The 19,027-nt window shown below is 67.0% G+C and carries 17 protein-coding genes; 8 read left to right on the top strand and 9 right to left on the bottom strand.

Translation table 11 applies throughout. The annotated features are described in order from the left end of the window. Positions 1–28: 28 nt before the first annotated feature. The 3 genes from ASG86_RS08070 to ASG86_RS08060 all read right to left on the bottom strand — a co-directional run bounded on the left by ASG86_RS08070 (position 29) and on the right by ASG86_RS08060 (position 2,848). A complete protein-coding gene (locus ASG86_RS08070) occupies positions 29–1,456 on the bottom strand; it encodes a class II fumarate hydratase (protein WP_056332340.1) in 1,428 nt (475 codons plus the stop codon). Positions 1,457–1,543: 87 nt separating this feature from the next. Further along, the gene (locus tag ASG86_RS08065; RefSeq protein ID WP_056332338.1) at positions 1,544–2,158 is read right to left on the bottom strand and encodes a carbonic anhydrase; all 615 of its coding nucleotides are present in this window, start codon (positions 2,156–2,158) and stop codon (positions 1,544–1,546) included. A gap of 9 nt (positions 2,159–2,167) precedes the next feature. After that, positions 2,168–2,848 (bottom strand): DUF4245 domain-containing protein, encoded by a 681-nt coding sequence (locus tag ASG86_RS08060; RefSeq protein WP_235565153.1) that lies wholly within the window; start codon positions 2,846–2,848, stop codon positions 2,168–2,170. A 225-nt stretch (positions 2,849–3,073) separates the two neighbouring features. Between ASG86_RS08060 and glpX the strand changes: the two genes are divergently transcribed. Further along, positions 3,074–4,096: a class II fructose-bisphosphatase gene (gene glpX / locus ASG86_RS08055; RefSeq protein ID WP_181422425.1), complete on the top strand. Its 1,023-nt coding sequence runs from the start codon at positions 3,074–3,076 to the stop codon at positions 4,094–4,096. Between the two features lie 87 nt (positions 4,097–4,183). Beyond that, positions 4,184–5,239, top strand: a complete 1,056-nt coding sequence (locus ASG86_RS08050) for a lipid II:glycine glycyltransferase FemX (protein WP_056332334.1) — start codon at positions 4,184–4,186, stop codon at positions 5,237–5,239. Between the two features lie 74 nt (positions 5,240–5,313). Here the strand turns inward: ASG86_RS08050 and manA are convergent, their stop codons facing one another. From manA to ASG86_RS08030, 4 genes are all read right to left on the bottom strand, one after another. Further along, entirely contained in the window at positions 5,314–6,558 is a 1,245-nt protein-coding gene (gene manA / locus ASG86_RS08045; RefSeq protein WP_056332332.1) for a mannose-6-phosphate isomerase, class I, read from the bottom strand. A gap of 113 nt (positions 6,559–6,671) precedes the next feature. Continuing rightward, positions 6,672–8,324: an LCP family protein gene (locus ASG86_RS08040; RefSeq protein WP_056332330.1), complete on the bottom strand. Its 1,653-nt coding sequence runs from the start codon at positions 8,322–8,324 to the stop codon at positions 6,672–6,674. Between the two features lie 10 nt (positions 8,325–8,334). After that, a complete protein-coding gene (purE, locus tag ASG86_RS08035; protein WP_056332328.1) occupies positions 8,335–8,919 on the bottom strand; it encodes a 5-(carboxyamino)imidazole ribonucleotide mutase in 585 nt (194 codons plus the stop codon). Further along, positions 8,916–10,064 carry a 5-(carboxyamino)imidazole ribonucleotide synthase gene (locus ASG86_RS08030; protein ID WP_056332325.1) on the bottom strand — a complete coding sequence of 383 codons (1,149 nt, stop codon included), beginning with the start codon at positions 10,062–10,064 and terminating at the stop codon, positions 8,916–8,918. The genes purE and ASG86_RS08030 overlap by 4 nt, the downstream gene beginning before the upstream one ends. Before the next feature lie 222 nt (positions 10,065–10,286). Here ASG86_RS08030 and ASG86_RS08025 point away from each other — a divergent pair, with 222 nt between their 5' ends. Continuing rightward, a complete protein-coding gene (locus ASG86_RS08025; protein ID WP_056332323.1) occupies positions 10,287–10,847 on the top strand; it encodes a GtrA family protein in 561 nt (186 codons plus the stop codon). 12 nt (positions 10,848–10,859) lie between these two features. Here the strand turns inward: ASG86_RS08025 and ASG86_RS08020 are convergent, their stop codons facing one another. Further along, positions 10,860–11,561 carry a TIGR03089 family protein gene (locus tag ASG86_RS08020; protein ID WP_056332321.1) on the bottom strand — a complete coding sequence of 234 codons (702 nt, stop codon included), beginning with the start codon at positions 11,559–11,561 and terminating at the stop codon, positions 10,860–10,862. A gap of 388 nt (positions 11,562–11,949) precedes the next feature. On the opposite strand from ASG86_RS08020, the gene ASG86_RS20125 reads away from it, so the two are divergent. From ASG86_RS20125 to ASG86_RS08005, 3 genes are read left to right on the top strand one after another with little or no spacing between them, the layout of a single operon-like run. Next, positions 11,950–12,483 carry a WhiB family transcriptional regulator gene (locus tag ASG86_RS20125; RefSeq protein ID WP_082566716.1) on the top strand — a complete coding sequence of 178 codons (534 nt, stop codon included), beginning with the start codon at positions 11,950–11,952 and terminating at the stop codon, positions 12,481–12,483. 29 nt (positions 12,484–12,512) lie between these two features. Then, on the top strand, positions 12,513–15,878 hold the full coding sequence (locus ASG86_RS08010; protein WP_056332320.1) for a glycosyltransferase family 2 protein: 3,366 nt from the start codon (positions 12,513–12,515) through the stop codon (positions 15,876–15,878). Beyond that, the gene (locus tag ASG86_RS08005) at positions 15,871–17,619 is read left to right on the top strand and encodes a DUF5719 family protein (protein WP_235565135.1); all 1,749 of its coding nucleotides are present in this window, start codon (positions 15,871–15,873) and stop codon (positions 17,617–17,619) included. Before ASG86_RS08010 ends, ASG86_RS08005 begins: the two co-directional genes overlap by 8 nt. A 26-nt stretch (positions 17,620–17,645) precedes the next feature. On the opposite strand, the gene ASG86_RS08000 is transcribed toward ASG86_RS08005, so the two are convergent. Further along, on the bottom strand, positions 17,646–18,158 hold the full coding sequence (locus ASG86_RS08000; protein ID WP_056332317.1) for a metallopeptidase family protein: 513 nt from the start codon (positions 18,156–18,158) through the stop codon (positions 17,646–17,648). A 117-nt stretch (positions 18,159–18,275) separates the two neighbouring features. On the opposite strand from ASG86_RS08000, the gene ASG86_RS20120 reads away from it, so the two are divergent. After that, the gene (locus ASG86_RS20120) at positions 18,276–18,662 is read left to right on the top strand and encodes a DUF3499 domain-containing protein (protein WP_082566715.1); all 387 of its coding nucleotides are present in this window, start codon (positions 18,276–18,278) and stop codon (positions 18,660–18,662) included. 79 nt (positions 18,663–18,741) lie between these two features. Beyond that, positions 18,742–18,969 carry a Trm112 family protein gene (locus ASG86_RS07995; RefSeq protein WP_056332930.1) on the top strand — a complete coding sequence of 76 codons (228 nt, stop codon included), beginning with the start codon at positions 18,742–18,744 and terminating at the stop codon, positions 18,967–18,969. The last annotated feature ends 58 nt before the right edge of the window (positions 18,970–19,027 follow it).

The raw sequence follows: 19,027 nt of genomic DNA, 5'->3' as shown, positions 1-19,027 counted from the left end.
CCGTCGGGCGTCCAGGAGGTGGTGTGGACTATGCCTTGTGGGCCGGGGCCGTCATGGTGGTGACGTCCAGCGCCTTCTCGAGGTCGGCCTCGGAGACCTTGCCCTCGCCGTCGCCGACGAAGCCGAGCTTCTCCGTGGCCTGGCGGATGGTCAGGCCCTCCTTGACGGCGGTCTTGGCGATCTTGGCGGCGTTCTCGTAGCCGATGTACTTGTTCAGCGGGGTCACGATGGACGGGGAGGCCTCGGCCAGGAAGCGGGCGCGCTCCACGTTGGCCGTGATGCCGTCGATCATCTTGTCCGCCATGACCCGGCTGGTGTTGGCCAGCAGGCGGATGGACTCGAGCAGGTTGGCCGCCATGACCGGGATGCCCACGTTGAGCTCGAACGCACCGTTGGTGCCGGACCAGGCGATGGCCGTGTCATTGCCGATGACCTGGGCGGCCACCATGATGGACGCCTCGCAGATGACCGGGTTGACCTTGCCGGGCATGATGGAGGAGCCGGGCTGCAGGTCCGGGATGGCGATTTCGCCGAGTCCGGTGTTGGGGCCGGAACCCATCCAGCGGAGGTCGTTGTTGATCTTCATGAACGAGATGGCGATGTTGCGCAGCTGGCTGGACGCCTCGATCAGGCCGTCGCGGTTGGCCTGTGCCTCGAAGTGGTCCCGGGCCTCGGTCAGCGGCAGCCCGGTGTCGGTGGCCAGCAGCTCAATCACGCGCTCCGGGAAACCGGCCGGTGTGTTGATGCCGGTGCCCACGGCGGTGCCGCCCAGCGGAACCTCTGCGACGCGGGGGAGCGAGGCGTTGATGCGCTCGATGCCATAGCGGACCTGCGCTGCGTAGCCGCCGAACTCCTGGCCCAGGGTCACCGGGGTGGCGTCCATGAGGTGGGTGCGGCCGGACTTCACCACGTCCTTGAACTCCGCGGCCTTGCGCTCCAGCGAGCCGGCCAGGTAGTCAAGGGCGGGGATGAGGTCGTTGATCAGCGCGGAGGTGGCGGCCACATGCACGGACGTGGGGAACACGTCGTTGGAGGACTGCGAGGCGTTGACGTGGTCGTTCGGGTGGACAACCTTGTCGCTGCCGGCGGCCTTCAGCGCACGGGTGGCCAGTTCGGCGATGACCTCGTTGGTGTTCATGTTCGAGGACGTGCCGGAACCGGTCTGGAAGACGTCGATGGGGAAGTCGCCGTCGTACTTGCCGGCAGCCACCTCGTCGGCAGCGTCTGCAATCGCCTTGGCCAGCTCGCCGTCGAGCACGCCCAGTTCTGCGTTGGCCTGGGCAGCAGCCTTCTTGACCCGGGCCAGCGCCTCGATGTGCGTGCGCTCAAGTGTCTTGCCGGAAATGGGGAAGTTCTCCACTGCCCGCTGCGTCTGCGCGCGGTACAGTGCGTTCACGGGGACGCGGACTTCGCCCATCGTGTCATGTTCAATGCGGAACTCTTCAGTGGAAGTCATGGGGCTAGCTTATGGCGATCCGGTGCCCCATCGAAAACCGTTAAGGGAGCATTGCCGGCGGCCCGCCGGGCCGCCGGCATAGGGGTCCTAAAGCTCGCCGATTCCGGAAACAAGGTCCGCGCGGCCCTCAGCCAGCCGGTAGGAAAGGCCGACGACGGCGGTGCGGCCGCCTTCGATTGCGTCGGAAATCACACGCGAGCTGTCCGCAAGGCGCTGCGCCGTCTGCTTGACGTGCTCCACCACCATGTCGTTGACCTCGGGCTGGTCATTGCGCAGGGACGTCAGCACGGAGGGCGTGATGCGCTCCACGAGGTCGCGGATGAATCCTGCCGGCATCTCGCCGGTCTCCACGGCATCCCTGGTGGCCGTGACGGCACCGCAGCTGTCGTGCCCGAGGATGACGATCAACGGCACGTTCAGTACGCCGACGCTGTATTCCAGGGAGCCCAGGACGGCGTCGTCAATGACCTGGCCGGCTGTGCGGACCACGAAGACGTCGCCCAGGCCGACGTCGAAGATGATTTCTGCCGCGAGCCGGGAATCAGAGCAGCCGAAGATCACCGCGAAGGGATTCTGCGTCTCCACGAGTGATGATCGTCGCGAAGCATTCTGGTTCGGATGGGAAGACTCGCCGTTTACGAAACGTTCGTTGCCTTCGCGCAGGCGGCGCCAGGCCAGTGCAGGGGTCAGGTTAGTCGTCACGGCCCCACCTTACGGCGTGGGGGCCGCCGAGGGTGAAACTGTGACGGCGGGGCTGCTCTCAAGGGAGGTGACGACGGCGGCGGCCAGGGTTGCGAATTCGTCCAGTTGCGCCGCGCCGGACAGGATGACGGTGCTGCCCCGGTAGTTCAGCACCATGGATTTCTCACCCTTGCCGGTGTCGCGCAGTTCCCATTCCCGGCCGCCGGCATTCCGCGAACCGGTGACGGGGGCGTTTTTGGTCTGTTGGAGGAGCCAGGTGGGGTTGGAGTTCCTGGTCTGCACCAAACCGATGAAGGATGTTTTGGGGGTCAGGTAGCCCACCTCCCAGGTAGGCACGCCGCTGCCGGTGCCGGCTTCCCACCGGGCGTAGTTGGCGCGGAAGGCGCTGCCGGTATCAGGGGCGACGGGTGTGAATCCTGCCACATCCGCCGCATTCCGTGCCACCGATGCAACGTCGATGTCCGGCCGGTAGCCATCGCCCTTGGGCTGGGGATTCATGAGGACAACGGGCAGGAACGCCGCAATGCTGAGCACCAGGGCAATGATCATGCCGATCACCGAGGCGTTCGCCCGCTTGGCGGCTGCCGCCGGAATGACGGGCTTAACAGGGGCGTCCGCACTGCTGCCGGCAGGGCCGGAACGTGCCTCGGGCTGTTCCTGGCCGGAGCTGGGACTGGTGGCTTCCTGCATGTCATTCACCCCTCTATAGTCGCCCATCCCGGAGCCGTACTTCCATTCGGCCCTGGCCTGGGGCACGGCGGTAGCCGCAGTGCACATTGCGTGGTTGCGTCATGGGCCGCCCGCGGAGCGGTGCCGCGACTATGATCGATAGCAGAGGAATCACCGTCCTGCTGCACCGGCGGGCGGGTTCAATGATCGCCACTCGAAGAAGAGGTTCACGTGTCACCAGCGTCCATGACCCAGAAGTACTCCACGATTTCACCGTCCCTTGCGGTGGGCCACGACGAGCCGGACCGCAACCTCGCCCTTGAGCTTGTCCGCGTCACCGAGGCAGCGGCCATCGCCGGCGGCCACTGGGTGGGTTTTGGCGACAAGAACACCGCCGACGGCGCGGCCGTCGATGCCATGCGTTCCTTCCTGCAGACCGTCCACTTCAACGGTGTCGTGGTGATCGGTGAGGGCGAAAAGGACGAAGCCCCCATGCTGTTCAACGGTGAGCGCGTTGGCGACGGCACCGGCCCCGAATGCGACGTGGCCGTTGACCCCATCGACGGTACCCGCCTGACCGCCCTCGGCATCAACAACGCCCTGGCTGTCCTGGCCGTTGCCGAACGCGGCTCCATGTTCGATCCCTCCGCTGTGTTCTACATGGAAAAGCTCGTCACCGGCCCCGAGGCCGCTGACATGGTGGACCTGCGCCTGCCGGTCAAGCAGAACCTGCACCTGATCGCCAAGGCCAAGGGCGTGAAGGTCAACCAGCTCAACGTGATGATCCTTGACCGCGACCGCCACAAGCCGCTGGTGGAGGAAATCCGCGAAGCCGGTGCGCGCACCAAGTTCATCATGGACGGCGACGTGGCCGGCGCCATCGCCGCTGCCCGCTCCGGCACCGGTGTGGATGCGCTGATGGGCATCGGCGGCACCCCCGAGGGCATCGTGGCCGCCTGCGCCATCAAGTCCCTGGGCGGCGTGATCCAGGGCCGTCTCTGGCCCACCAGCGATGAAGAAAAGCAGAAGGCCATCGACGCCGGCCACGACCTCGACCGCGTGCTTTCCACCAACGACCTGGTCTCCAGCGACAACTGCTACTTCGCCGCCACCGGCATCACCGACGGAGACCTGCTCAAGGGCGTCCGCTACTCCAAGGACAAGGTCCTCACCCAGTCCATCGTCATGCGCTCCAAGTCCGGCACCATCCGTTTCGTCGACGGCGAGCACCGCGCCGACAAGTGGGAAGGCTACGCCCGCAAGAGCTGATCCACGGCCATTGCAGGATGTCAGGCCCCGGGGCGCCGCGTGCGCACCGGGGCTTTGCCGTTAACGCCTTGGTATAGGGTTTAAGCCATGATTCCTGCTGTTGTTCCCTGTACTGACCGCGCCCTTTGGGACGAAAATGTCGACCGGTTCCAGGGGCATCCGCAACAGCTGTGGGGCTGGGGCGAGACCAAGGCCATGCACGGCTGGTCCGTGGACAGGGTCCTGGTCAAGGCCGGGGAGGAAACCATCGGCGCCGCCCAGCTGCTGGTCCGCAGGCTACCCGTTCCCTTCCGGGCGCTGGTTTACATTCCGCGTGGCCCCATGTGCTCCGCGGAGAAGGCACAGGTGGTCCTCAACCGGCTGGCCGAGCACGCTGCCCTCCGCCACAGGGGAGTGGCCCTCAGCATCGAGCCCGACTGGGACAAGGACTCCGCCTTCGGCGGCGCCGTCGCCGCCGCAGGCTTCCGCGAGTCGGCCAACACCGTCCTTATCCCGCGCACGCTCATCCTGGACCTCACCCGGTCCGACGACGAGTTGATGGCAGAGATGTCCAAGTCCACACGGGCGAACATCCGCAAGGCCATGCGCAGCGAAGTGGAATTCCGCAAGGTCAAGAACGACTCCGAGCTGGAGCAGGTGCTGGCCATCTACCACGACACGGCGGCGCGGGCCGGCTTCGGCATCCACGAGGACCAGTACTACCGCGACATCTTCAAGAACCTCGGCGACGCCTCGCCGATCATTGCCGCGTTCGACGGCGAGCAGATGCTCGCCTTTACCTGGCTGTCCCGCAGCGGTGCCACCGCGTTCGAACTCTACGGCGGAGTGTCCGCCGAAGGCCAGAAGCAGCGCGTGAACTACGGCGTGAAGTGGGCGGCCCTGCAGTCAATGCGCGAGGACGGCTGCAGCCGGTACGATTTCAACGGCCTGCTCAACGACGGCATTTCCGACTTCAAAAAGCAGTTCGCCAAACACGAAAACATGCTGCTGGGCACCTGGGACAAGCCCTTGTCGCCGTTCTACCCCGCGTACTCCACTGCCATGCCGCTGGCGCGTAAAGGGCTCCAGCAGGGTCGGCAGTTGCTGAAGACCGCGGCCGGGCGGGTCCTGCCGCTGGTCCGGAAGCTGCGCCCGGGCAACTGACTGGGCACATCACGAGGGCGACGGCGGCACCCGGGCGGGTGCCGCCGTCGCCTTTTGATGTTGAGGCCGGGCGGCTAAAGGCCGGTGGTCACCGCAAAGGCAAGCGCCTTCCCCTCACTGCCCGCCGCGCGGTGGACGTTGATGGGGGCTTCCGCCGCGGCGATGAATGCGCTGCCGCCCCGCGACAGCTCCAGGTCTCCCTTGGGGGAATCCAGGTACACGTCACCCGCCACCACGATGACCACGGCCGGGCCGGCCTGCACCAGCGGAACGGGGCCGGCGTCCGGCCCCAGCTCGATGCGCTGCAGCTGGAACTCCCGGAACGGCGGACGGAAGAGCTCCTGGTCCATCACCGTCTTTTCGGCAGCCAGCATCGGTACGGCCACCGGACGGAAGTCGATGGTGTGCAGGAGTTCGGGCACATCCACGTGCTTGGGCGTCAGGCCGCCGCGCAGGACGTTGTCCGAGGAGGCCATGACCTCCACGCCCAGCCCGTGCAGGTACGCGTGCACGTTCCCGGCAGGAAGATACACCGCCTCGCCCGGCTTGAGTGAGATGCGGTTCAGCAGCAGCGAGATCAGGACGCCCGGATCACCGGGGTACTTTTCGTTGAGGCTGATGACGGTGCCCAGTTCTGCCTGGTACGGCTCGAGCGGAGCCCCGGATACCAAGGCCGCCACCACCAGGGCGGTTTCGTCTGCCACGTCCTGCCCGCCCATGATCAGCCGTTCGAAGGCCCGCCGGAGTCCCGCGCCTTCATCCGGGGCGTCGAGGTCTTCGACAAGCGCTTGAAGCAGTTGCGGGATCTGCCCGGTGTCAGGGAAGGCAGCTGCAACGTGCTGCAGGATCTTCCGGGTTTCCGCTGGAGGGCGGAACCCGCACAGCGCCTCGAACGGCGTGAGGGCGAAGATCATCTCCGGCTTGTGGTTGTCATCCTTGTAGTTCCGGTTCGGGGCGTGCGGATCGATTCCCGCCTCGTTTTCCCGTGCGAACCCCTCCCGCGCCTGCTCCAGGCTCGGGTGGACCTGAAGGGAAAGCGGCTGCGCGGCCGCGAGGATCTTGGCCAGGAACGGCAGCCGCGGGCCAAAGGCACCGACGGACTCCGCGCCGAGGAAATGCTCCGGGTCGGAGGAAATCAGGGCATCGAGCGGGCTCCGGGACCCGTCCTCGGGCAGGTGCGCCACCGACGGAGAGTCCGGGTGCGCCCCGATCCATAGCTCTGCCTCCGGGCGCCCCGATTCGGGGCGGCCCAGCAGCGAGGCGATGGCGGTTGTCGAACCCCAGGCGTAGTCCCGGAGGACGTTCTCAATCTCGTACAAAACCGTTCCGTTCCTTGATGGATGGGCACCCTTGTGGCTGGGCATTTATCGATGGGCACTGGCGGGCAGGCCACGGATTGATGGCCAAGGGCCGGGCACTGACTGGTTTGCCGCTACAGCGGGGCGCACTGCCCGTTGGTGGCCACGAGCTGGCGGATGGACTCTTCGTCGCCCTCGAGCTTGAACTGGTTCAGCATCTCCTCCGTGATCGGCTCGCCGTCCGGGGTGGTGGTCACGGGCGTGAAGTCCGACGGCGAGGGCTGCTGTTCCGCCTTGACTGCGGCGGGCAGGGCGGCCGGGACAGTGCCTGCAGCCTGGACGTGACCGGCGGCTGCCTGCGGAACCGCCACGACGTCGTCCGGAATTCCGGCTGACTGTGCACCCTTGGCGGATGCCGAGGCCAGCAGTTGGTCCACGCGCTCGTGGATTTGCCCGAAATCCGGGGTGGTGGAGAAGGATGCGTTGAAGTCCGGCGGCCCGATGGTGAGCCGCTTGGCTTCCTTGCCCTTTGCCTTGATGGCCAGGTCCAGGAAGCTGCCCAGCTGGGAGGAAGAGATATTGGAGTCCACTACCTTGGTGCCGGCGTCGGCAATATCCTCGAACTTGGACAGCAGCGTGGCTGGATCCAGTTGCTTGAGCATGGCCTGCTGGACGCACTGCTGGCGTGCGATCCGTGCGTAGTCGTCCACGAATTCGCGCGAGCGGCCGTACCACAGGGCGTGGTAGCCATCGAGAGTGTTGTCGCCCGCCGGGATCCAGCCCAGCGGCATGCCGTGGATGCCGTTGGCCTCATCGATCGTTTCACCGCTGATGGGGACCCAGCCGCCGGCCTTGATCCGGATGCCGCCCATGGCGTCGATAAGTTTGGAGAAGCCGTCCATGTCCACCAGGACGTAGGCCTGGATATCCATTCCCAACGTTCCGGCTACTGCCTCAAGGGTGGCCTGCGCACCGGGATCTGCCACGCCGGGGTAAAGATCCTTGTGCTCGTTGGTGACCTCGGTGTTGATCGCATTGATCAGGCACTCGTCGCCGCAGTTGTAGCCGTCAGGGTAGATGGACCGCATGGGGGAGCCGGCGCTGAATTGGGCGTTCTGGAAGTTGCGCGGGACGGAAATAATGGCCGTTTGCCCCGTCTCGGCGTCCACACTCAGGACGGAGAGGCTGTCCGGGCGGCGTCCCGTACGGTCATCGCCGGCGTCGCCGCCCATCAGGAGGAAGTTGTAGCGGCCGTCCACGGGCTTCATGGCCGGACCTGAACCGAAGATGCTGCCGATCGCGTTGCGGCCCACATTGAGCAGGTAGGCCGCGTAGCCCACCGAGCCGCTGCCCACCACCAGGGCGAGCACCAGAGCGATGCCGACGGCGGGGCGTGCCTTCGGTGCCAGCAGGACAGGGCGGATGAGCCGCAGGGTGTTCAGGAAGAGGAAGGCCCAGCCGAGTGCCAGCGCCGCCAGCAGGACCACGAGCACCAGCGACGTAACAGGGTTGGTGAGGATGGTGATGACCAGGCTCCGGTTTAGCAGCAGCATGGCCACCGTCAGCAACAGGAGCGCCCATGCGCACAGTGTTACGCGCAGGGCCGCGCGGCCCAGCTTGCGGTCGCCCGCCACGAGTTGTGCGCTGCCCGGAAGCAGGAGTGTCAACAGGACCAGGACAAAGGCACGCTTGGTGCGGACCTCCGGTGAAGCACTGACCGGATAGCGCACCGGGTCTGTCATGGCCGTGCCCCCACCGGTGTTGAGCACGCTGCTGCTGCTGGCCATGCCCGCCGCCCTAACGGCTGCCCCGAAGGGCGCTGGAACCGCCGGGGAAGACTTCGCTGACTTTTTGCCGCAGGCTTGCGCCCTTGCGGGAAGCAACCGCGTTGAGGTCGGCGGCGAAGTCGAGGAGATCCGCGCGCAGCGAAGAGGCCAGTTCGTCGGTGCCGGAGGCCAGTATCCTTACAGCCAGGAGCCCGGCGTTCCGTGCGCCTGCAATGGACACGGTGGCTACCGGCACGCCGGCCGGCATCTGGACGATGGACAGCAGGGAGTCCATCCCGTCAAGGGTCTTCAGGGGAACGGGAACGCCGATCACGGGCAGCGGCGTGACGCTGGCAAGCATGCCGGGCAGGTGGGCGGCACCGCCGGCGCCGGCGATGATGACCCGCAGGCCGCGTTCGTGGGCGGTTTGGCCGTACCGAATCATCTCGGTGGGCATCCGGTGGGCTGAGACGACGTCCGCTTCAAAGGGGATGCCGAACTCAGCCAAGGCGTCTGCCGCAGCCTCCATGACGGGCCAGTCCGAGTCGGAGCCCATGACCAGGCCAACCAGGGGACTGGCACCGGAACCGGCGGCTGTGGTTGCTTCGGCGCTCATGCGTTCTCCTCGAATACTGCGGACGGTTCCTCGCTGCCAACCCGTCCGTCACGGATGATGCCTGCAACAGCCGTGGCCCGGCGGCGCACCGACTCGACTTCCGCCGTGGAGGTTCCCACCAGGTTCACGTGGCCGATCTTACGTCCGGGGCGCACGGATTTGCCGTAGCAGTGGACTTTCGCGGCCGGTTCGGCGGCAAGTGCCATGGGGTACGCGGAGTAGAGGTCCTGGTTGTCTCCGCCCAGGAAGTTCTTCATCACGGTTACGGGGGCCAGCGCATCGGTGGCACCCAAAGGCAGGTTCAGGACGGCACGAAGGTGTTGTTCGAACTGGCTGGTAATGGAACCGTCCTGGGTCCAGTGGCCGGTGTTGTGGGGCCGCATGGCCAGTTCGTTGATCAGGAACCCAGCGCCGCTGCCCGGAGTTTCGAAGAGTTCCACGGCAAGGACACCGGTCACGTCCAGCTCGGCGGCGATGCGCAGGGCGGCGTCCTCGGCGGCGGCTGCAACCTCCAGCGGAATGTCCATTGCGGGCGCAATCACCTCGTCGCAGACACCGTCCACCTGGATGGTGTGGACGACCGGCCAGGCCCGCGACTCGCCGTCGGGCGTGCGTGCCACCAGTGCCGAGAGTTCGCGGGTGAACTCGACTTTGGCCTCAGCGAGCAGGGGACTCATGGCGGCAAACCAGTCTTCGGCTTCCGCGGCCTCCTCTGCCGATGCCACGATCCTCACGCCCTTGCCGTCATATCCGCCCCGAGGTGTCTTCAGTACGACGGGCCAGCCGGTTTCGTCGCCGAAACGGACCAGCGCGGCGACATCCGCCACAGACGCCCAGGCGGGGTTGGGCAGTTCCAGGCGGTCGATGGCGGCACGCATGACCAGCTTGTCCTGGGCATGGACCAGGGCGTCCGGTCCGGGCTGGACATTGACGCCGGCCTCCTGCAGGGCACGGAGGTGGTCCGTTGGAACGTGCTCATGGTCGAACGTCATCACGTCCAGGCCCTTGGAAAAGTCCAGCAGCGTCTGCAGATCCTTGTAGTCGCCCACGGGTGTGGCGGGTACCGCCGACACTGCGGAAACGTCGTCGCCCTCGGCGAGGACACGGAGTTCAAAGCCGAGTGCTGTAGCGGCAGGGGCCATCATTCGCGCGAGCTGGCCGCCGCCAACCACGCCTATCACTGGAAAAGTCACATCTGCCAGCCTACCGAAGAGGCGCCCAATCCTGCTTTTACGGCCCGGCAGGGGGAGGAGATTTTACGCCGCTGGGACAACCGCCGGCCGCCGGACAGCACCGGCTCAAAGCTTTGGGGGCTAAAATAGTCATTTGGCCGAGCGGCCCACAGTTCATCACGGCCATGGAGGGTCATGTTTAGCGCACTTGCAGATCGTATCCGGGGGCTCGCCTCACTCTTTTGGCGCGAGGTGGCCAAGTTCGGTGCGGTAGGCGGCGTGGCCTTTGTCATTGACAACGGGCTGACCTACTACCTGATGCACGGTCCCATGTCTGACAGTGAGGCGAAGGCCCGCTTCGTGGGGGCCACCGTCGCCACAGTCTTCTCCTGGGTGGCCAACCGTTTCTGGACGTTCCGCCACCGCCGCCAGGCCAACGTGCTCCGCGAGTTCGCCATGTTCGTCCTCATCAACGGCATTGGCATCGGCATCTCCACCGGCTTCACCGCCCTGGCAAAGTACGGGATGGGCATCGACGACAAGAACCTGCTGTTCCTTGCGGGCGTGGCGGGCATCCTGGTTGCCACGGTGGTCCGCTTCTTCGCGTACCGCTTCCTGGTGTTCAACGAGGAACTGGACCAGGAACCGGAGTTTTCCCACGACCACGAACTCATCGAAGCCCACCCGCACAGGGAGCCCTCCCGTGCCGCCGAGCGTCCGGCCCCCACTCCGGCCGACGGTGGCCCCCAGTCGTAGGTTGGGCCGCTGCTAGCTGCCGTGGATGCGTTCGTCTGCGAGCAGTTTGCCGGTAAGCGCCACATCAGCGTGGGTCAGAACCACCGAGCCGCCCTGCTGCCAGGCTCCCAACGCGTTGGCCAAAGCGGATTCCAGCCCATGGCCCGCAGGAACATGGACCCTGGCGCCTTCCGAATGGTGAAGGGCGAAACCGCTGGCCAGCTGGCTGTGCAGGATGGCGCGTCCATCGTGGGTCCGGACCGCGCAGGCCGACGGATCGGGATCGGAGTGCGGCATGAACACGTCCCCGTGGGAACGTACTTCGGCGGCGTAGTCGAGGCAGCCGGCGGGAAGCTCCCCGGTCCAGCGCATCGCGAGAGCCGGCAGCGCAACTGCAATGACGGCGTCGTGCTGATCCCCGGCGCCGCTGGGATCGTCCGTGGCCAGGAAGTCTGCCGGGCCGTCGTCGAGCACGGTTTCCAGTCCCAGTTGCCAGCCCGCCAGCGCCCAAACCAGGGCTTTCCAATGAGGCGGAAGCGCAAGCCGCAGGCGCATGCCCGGCTCCGCGTCCAGCTCGTCCTGCAGCAGGTTGCTGGTCTTGGCCACCCAGTTGTCAAGGACCCTTCCCGATAGTTCCACACGCTCTGAGTCCGGCCCATACCAGGTCAGGCGGGGTGCAGTGGAGTTGCCGGAGCGGAGGCTGCCCATCAGGTCGATGGCGGGGATAGTCGTCATGGCTTCATCCTGCCACTTCGGGAGTTTCCGGTCATGGGTGCGGTTGGCGCCTCGGTCCGCACAAGCTGCGAGTGATATTAATCACCCTCGTTGCTAAGCGTACTTGCTATTTACGCCTGGACCGGGTATTTTTCCCGCCGTTGCAGAGAGTTCAGGGCTTTTTTGCAGCTGGAGGTCGTCCCGCCGCATCCGCCACGCCCGGACCGACGGAAATCCCGGGCGTGGCGTACACAAACTTACGGGCCCCGACTGTCTATTATCCCGGCAACGGCTTGACTCGCCCTAGTTACACACGTGTAATTAGGTAACTAAAGCAATTGCGCAAATACCGGCACACAACCGAGTGCCCACGTATCCAGGCAGTGGCTGAAACATCAGGAGGGTCGCCGTGGGGCAAGCAGAGCGTATCCAGGAAGATGCCGTGGTGGCCGGTCAGGCAACGGCAAAATACCGTGCGCGGGGGGTGCCGAGCGATTGGTACGTCGATCCCGCCGATCCTGATGCTGCAGAGCGGTACAACAGGAATTCGAGCAGTGTCCTCGAGGACCAGGCCACGGCCTTCCTCGCGGCGCATGAAGCCCTCCTTGACGGCGGTGCGGAGCCGGAAGATGATCTTGACCCGCCAATGGAACTGGCTGCGCCGGGTACCGCCCAGCCGGTATGGATCGGCCTGCCGCTCCAGCAGGACTTTGACGACGAGGGCGAACTTGGCTGGCAGACCGATGCGCTGTGCGCCCAGACTGATCCGGAAGCCTTCTTTCCGGAAAAGGGCGGCTCCACCCGCGATGCCAAGAAGGTCTGTGGTGCCTGCAATGTCAGGTCACAGTGCCTGGAGTACGCGCTGGCCAATGACGAACGGTTCGGCATTTGGGGAGGCCTTTCCGAGCGCGAGCGCCGGCGGCTAAGGAAGCGAGCAATCTAATTCTTCAGGATGTCCATGTCACTGCCGTTGTGGTCGCCCACAACGGCAGTGCCTATCTGCCCAGAACCCTTTCGGCCCTGGCGGCCCAAACCAGGCCCGTGGATCGTGCCATTGGCGTTGATACCGGATCCCGCGACGACTCGTACAGCCTCCTTCAGGGAGCCCTGGGTGAGGGTGCCGTTGTCCGCCACCCCCGTGGAAAGGGCGGCATGGGCGCCGCCGTTTCTGCCGGGCTGGGCGCACTGGCGCCCTTCCACGCCACCGCTGACTCTGCCGGGACCGAGTGGATCTGGCTTCTGCACGATGACGCGTCGCCGGCGCCTGAGGCATTGGCTGAACTCCTGGGCGCGGTGGAGCGGGCGCCTTCGGTGACCGTTGCCGGCTGTAAACAGCTGGACTGGCATTCCCCGCGGAAACTGATGGATGTGGGCCTTTCCACCAGTCGATGGGCCGAGCGGCTGACCCTGATCGACGCCGATGAGATGGACCAGGGCCAGTACGATGGCCGCACCGATACCTTCGCCGTGAATTCGGCGGGCATGCTTGTCCGGCGGGACATCTGGGAACACCTGGGAGGTTTCGACCCTGCCCTGCCCGGCAGCGGCGACGACGTCGATTTTTGCTGGCGGAACCGCCTGGCCGGCCACCGCGTCGTGGTGGTCCCCGCAGCCCGCGTTTTCCACGTGGCGCACCGGCCGCACGCCCTTGGAAACCCGTCCGCCGCCCGGAAGGCGCAGGTCCACCTGCGCCTGAAGCACAGCCCGCTCTGGATGGTGCCCGTCCACGGCATCGGTGCACTGCTGGGCAGCCTCTTCAAGCTGGTCCTGAGCGTTGTGGTTAAGGATCCAGGCCACGGTATCTCCCAGCTGTTGGCCACCTGCGCTGCCCTGGGCCGCCCCGGGGCCGTGGCGAGGGCCAGGCGGACAGCCAAACGTACCCGGCGCATCCGCCGGTCGGTCATCCGCAAGCTTCAAACACCCCGCCGCGAAGTGTGGAGCCACCGCAGGTCATTGATGGAGGCGCTGGGATCCGACGGGTCAGGCAGCGACCACCTCGTTCAGGATCCGCTCGCGCACCAGCCAACCGGGGATGCAGCGGACGATTTTGCTGCCCTCGCCACCACGAAACGCGGCTGGGTGGGTAACGGCGCCCTTGCAGCCGTCATCATTGCAGCCATCGCCTCGCTGCTGGCCCTGGCAGGACTGTTCCGCGCTGGGGCCGTAGCCGGCGGCGCCCTGATTCCCGTTTCCTCCCACCTCGGGGACATCTGGCACAACGCCTCCAGCTGGTGGGTCAGCCTCGGCGCGGGCCTTCCCGGCCACGGCGACCCTTTTGACTATGTGCTGTGGATCCTTGGCCTCTTCGGCGGCGGCGACGCCAACCCCGCCATGGCATGGCTGCTCCTGCTCGGGGCCCCGCTGTCCGGACTCACCGCGTGGTTCGCGGCGGGCGGGGTCACCGTGCGCCGCCGGCTCAGGTTCGTAGCAGCGGTCTTTTGGGCTGCCGCGCCGGCACTCCAGGTAGCCCTGAACCAGGGCCGCGCCGGTGCCTTGGTTGCGCACATCATGCTGCCGCTGGTGGTCCTGGGCCTGCTGCGCGCTACGGGGTCGGCGATAGGCCATGGCCGATTCAACCCTGCCCCGGCACTCGAGGGCCGGCCGGCTGAACTGCCTCCGGCCAAGGCGGGCGTCAACGGCATGCCTTCCTGGACGGCCGCCGCAGCGGCCGGGCTGGCCCTGGCGGTCACTACGGCGTCGGCTCCCTCCCTGCTCATCCCGGCGGCTGTTGTCATCGTGCTCTGCGGCCTCCTGCTGGGACGGCGCGGGCGGACTGTGTGGTGGGCCCTGTTACCCAGCGCGGCCCTATTCGTCCCCTTCGCGCTGTCCACGCTTGACCGGCCGAGGGCACTGCTGGCGGATCCCGGACTCCCGCTGGGGTTCGATGCCGCCCCGCTGTGGCAGCAGCTCCTGGGCCAGCCCCTGTCGTTCGACCCGGCCGCGGGACTCCAGGGGCTTGCTGCCTTCACTGGCGGAACAGCGCCCTGGGCCCTGCTGCTGGCGCTGCTCATCGCCGGGCCGGTGCTGGTCCTTGCCCTGGTGGGCCTCCTCAGCCCGGGGCGCCGGGCCGGGACTGCCAGGTGGTTCTGGACGGCAGCGGTTATCGTACTGGCCGGCGGATGGCTGGCCAGCCACGTTGCCACCGGCCTGAATTCAGGGATCATGGTGACTCCTTTCACCGGACCGGCCGTGTCCGCCGCGTCCTTCGCCCTCCTCGCTGCAGCCCTCCTCGGATTCGAGCAGCTGCTGTCCGTGGTTGACCGGACTTCCGGTGGCGCGGCAAGGACCAGGACCGCGGCCCGCGCCGGCATCGCCCTGGGCCTGGTGGTGCTGCTGGCAGGACCGCTGGCCGGAATGGCAGCCTGGTCGGCCCAGAACCTTCTGCGTCCAGGCGCCGCCGCCGCACCTGCGATCTCAACGCCGGGAGGTGTTCCCGGTCCAGCCGCTTCCGCGGGCGGGGGAGCGCTGGGCGCCCCGCGGCTGGTTGAGGCCGCCCCCGGGCGCTCCCTGCCTGCTACCGCCATTGACCGGGGCGAGGGTCCCGAGCAGACGCGCACCCTCCTGCTCAGTACCGGCGACGACGGCACCTTCAACGCATCCCTGATGCGCGGGAGCGGCACCACCCTGGACAGCCTCTCGTCCATCGCCTCCGCACGGAACATCATTGGCGCTCCGGGCGAGGAAGCCGTGCGTGAGGACGACGACGTCACCACTGCGGTCCGCCGCGTTGTGGCTACCCTCGTAGCGGGGCAAGGCGTGGATCCGCGTTCCGACCTCGAACAACTCGGTGTCGGATTCGTGGTGCTCCGCTCCGCGGATACCGCAGCCCAGCTGACCGCCAGCCGGATGGATGCAGTTCCCGGCCTGGTGGCCGTGGGACAGACCGACGTTGGCTGGCTGTGGCGGATCAGCCCGCTCAACCCGCCCGTTCTGCAGGCTGCCGACGTTGCCCACCGTGTCCGCATTGTCGATCCCCGCGGGGCAACCACCGCCCTGGTGGCCTCCGGGACCGATGAGGTCGACGCTGCTGTCCCGGCAGGTGCCGAGGGCCGCTTGGTGGTACTTGCCGAGCGTGCTGACCCGGGCTGGACTGCCTGGGTCGACGGGCGGAAGCTGACCTCCACCACCTCCGGCTGGTCCCAGGCGTTCACCCTTCCGGCAGTTGGCGGCCAACTGACCGTCCGTTATGAAAACCCCTGGTCGTTCTGGGCGGCCGCCGCACAGATCACGGTGATAGGACTGACGGTGATCCTTGCCATTCCCATGCCGGCCCGACGGCCGCGGACCGGCCTCTCCCGTGACGAGGGCTCCCTGCGTAAGGAACACCAACATGCATGACCACACCCCACCGGCTGCGGCGACGCCACCGGCAGGCGCCGAAACGCCGGGTGCAAACAAACCGCCGCTGGCAGGCGACACGACGGCTCCAGCCGGAGAACCGGCTCCGGAAGGAGCCACGGCCGGTGCAGGCAGGAAGGCATCGGGCCGCGGCGCTACCCGGCTGCCTGGCGGCAAGGGCCGGGCGGCATCCGTAGCCGGGGTTGCGGCGGGAGTCCTGATCCTTGCCGGGGGAGGTGCCGTGGTGGCCGCCGGGTCATTGGTGCCGCATCCTGAGAGCAGCCGCATTATGCAGGCGGTGGAAGCCGCGGTCCCCGCAGGTGCCAGCGTCGGCGTCTGCCCAGGCCCCGCGCGCCTGCTGGAAGGCACCGACGCTGGTACGGACGCGCAATTCCGGCCCGAGTCCGCCACCGCGGCAACCAGGGTCAGTGCCGCGGTGCTCAGCGCGGGCGGTGTGCTGCCCGGAAGCCGGCTGGCGCGCCTCGACGGAACAGCCGCCGTCGAAATCGCCAAGGACCCGGGTCCGGCGCCCACTGCCGGCGCCCCCCAGGAACTCCTTGCCGGAGTGGTTGCCGACCGTGCGGTGGACCAGGTCAACGTCCTCAGGGCTGATGCCCTTGCAAACCAGAATGCTTCAGCTGCAGGGGCCATGAAATACACCGCCAGCGACGGCGATCTGCAGGGAAGTGCCGCGGCCGCGTGCGGGCAACCCTCGAACGATCAATGGCTGGCAGGTGCCGGCACCACTGTTGGCCGCACCTCCGTGCTCGCCCTGACCAACGCCTCCAGCACACCCGCCACCGTGAGCCTGGAGCTGTTCGGCGCAGGCGGGCAAATCCAGGCTCCGGGCAGCCGCGGCCTGCTGGTTGCGCCCGGCACCACCCGCAGCGTCGTCCTCGCCGGCCTGGCACCCAACGAGTCCCAGCTGACCGTGCACGTGCGCAGCGCGGGTGGTCCGGTTGCCGCGTCCATCCAGCAAAGCGTCCTGCGCGGCCTCACCCCCGGCGGCGTGGATTTCATTAGCCCGGGGACTTCGCCTGCAGTCCGCCAGGTGATGGCGGGCGTGGACATCCAGGACCCCTCCGGACTCGCTGCGCTGACGGGGCAGCCGGGATACGGGGACGCGGGGCCCGCCCTTGAACTGACCGTTCCCGGTGCTTCCGATGCCGTGGTGGAGATCAAGCTGTACGGGCGGGGCGGGCAGCACGCGCTTCCCTCCGGCGGCGTCATCACCGCAAAAGCGGGGTCCACCACGGAGGTATCCCTGGCCGGGGTTCCTGCCGGCCAGTACACCGTGGCGGCCTCGTCCGACGTGTCCTTCGTCGCGGCGGCACGGATGAGCCGCGGGCTTCAAGCGGGGCAGCCCTCGGATGTCGCATGGGCCCCCTCCGCCGTCCGGCTGGGAAGCCAGCACGTGGTTCCCGTCCCCAAGGGCGGCCTTCGCCAGTTGGTGTTCGGTGCCCTTGATGCCCGGGCCAATATCACCTACGCAGCCATTACGGCTGATGGAAAGGTGCGGGCAGCCGCTGCTGCGGACATCGCCGGGGGAACAACAGCCTCCATCAGCGTTCCGGCGCAGGCCGACGGGGCCGACGTCGTGGGCTATGTAGTGTCTGCGTCCGGTGACGCCGCCTATGGAGCGGTGCTCTTGGGGCAGGACGGCCGCAACGACGTTTCCTCCCTGGCTTTCCTCGCGGCCGCGGCCGGCCGGGAAACAGTTCCGGTGGCATTGGGCTACTAGGGGTTAAGGCTTCCCGGCCGGCGGCTTTAGTAGCGGCGGCGGTAAACGGGATCCAATGTCTCCGGCGCCACGCCGAGCATCTCCGCGGTGTGTTCCACCACCACGTCGTGAACCAGGTCCTGGAGCTCTTCCACACCGGAGCAGGCCTGCTCCACCACCCGCCGGTACACCGTGATCATTGGTCCATCCTCACCGGCAGCGGGAGTGTAGGAGCCCATGGGAGGTGTGGAGGCGTTGGCGGCCAGCTGCTCAAGGTCCGGCGGGATCTCGTCCACACCAAAGCGCACGCCGTCGAGGGTTTTGCCCCAAATGTCGTGCAGCCGCTGGGCCGAATCCAGCACCATATCGTCAAACCGGTCTGCGCGGGTCCGGTACCCGGGATGGGTGGGCAGCATGATCTCGCCCCGAAGGCCACGGCCGTGGCGGTTCCGGCGCCGCCTGAAGAAGCTCCTGCCAGCGGTCTCCACACCCGTTGCCACGCGGGCATCCGGGTCAGCCAACCGGACCGAAAAACCTGATTCATGGTTCGATGACTGCATATATCGACTGTAAACCCGGTGGCGGATTTACGCGATACATCCCTTCGGGCACGGGGGCGCGTCGGCCCGTGCGGCAATGCGCGGTTTTTGCGCGGTGAAGGGGTAGTCTGTGATGTCGTGGGAGCTATCCGTCAGTGTTCGAGGTCAGCCTGCCGCCAGTCGGCGGTAGCCACCCTGACGTACGTGTATGCAGACTCCACGGCAGTCCTTGGTCCGTTGGCCACCTACGCCGAGCCGCACTGCTACGACCTTTGCGAGCAGCATGCCGACTCATTGACGGTTCCCCGCGGCTGGGAAGTACTGCGCCTGGCCATGCCATCAACTCCCCAGCAGCCGGGCCCCGACGACCTGTTGGCGCTCGCCAACGCCGTGCGGGATGCCGCTGCACTCCCGCCGGAGGCCCAGCCGCCGACCCAGCGGGGCCACCATTCCGCCCTTGAAGCTCCGGCAGGCGCTGAGGGTGTACGCCGGGGCCACCTGCGGGTCCTTCGGGAACCTTCCTGACCTGCATCTGGCGGTAGGCTGGGAGCTGCACATCTTTTCCGCTACCGGCGCGAGCGCGCCCGCCAGGGAGCATGAACAAATGCCAAAGATCAGTCCCGAGCTGTTGTCCGTCCTGCGTTGCCCCGTGACCGGCTCGCCACTGGTCCAGGAGGGGGAAGAGCTGGTGGCCACTGCCGCCGGTGATACGGGGATCAGGAACCGGTACGCCATCGAGGACGGGATCCCGCTGCTGCTGCCTCCGGAACTGCTCGCCGCGGCAGCCTCGGCAGGGTCCGACCAGCACGATCCGGCTGCTGCAGGACACTAGTTCACCTGTATTCGCCCGCACAGAAAAAGCAGAACGGGGACTGGACCAGGACCCGGAC

It is taken from the genome of Arthrobacter sp. Soil764 (assembly GCF_001428075.1).
Classification (GTDB): domain Bacteria; phylum Actinomycetota; class Actinomycetes; order Actinomycetales; family Micrococcaceae; genus Arthrobacter.
The sequence above is the reverse complement of the archived record's forward strand: the minus strand, read 5'-3'. Positions and strand labels throughout refer to the sequence as shown.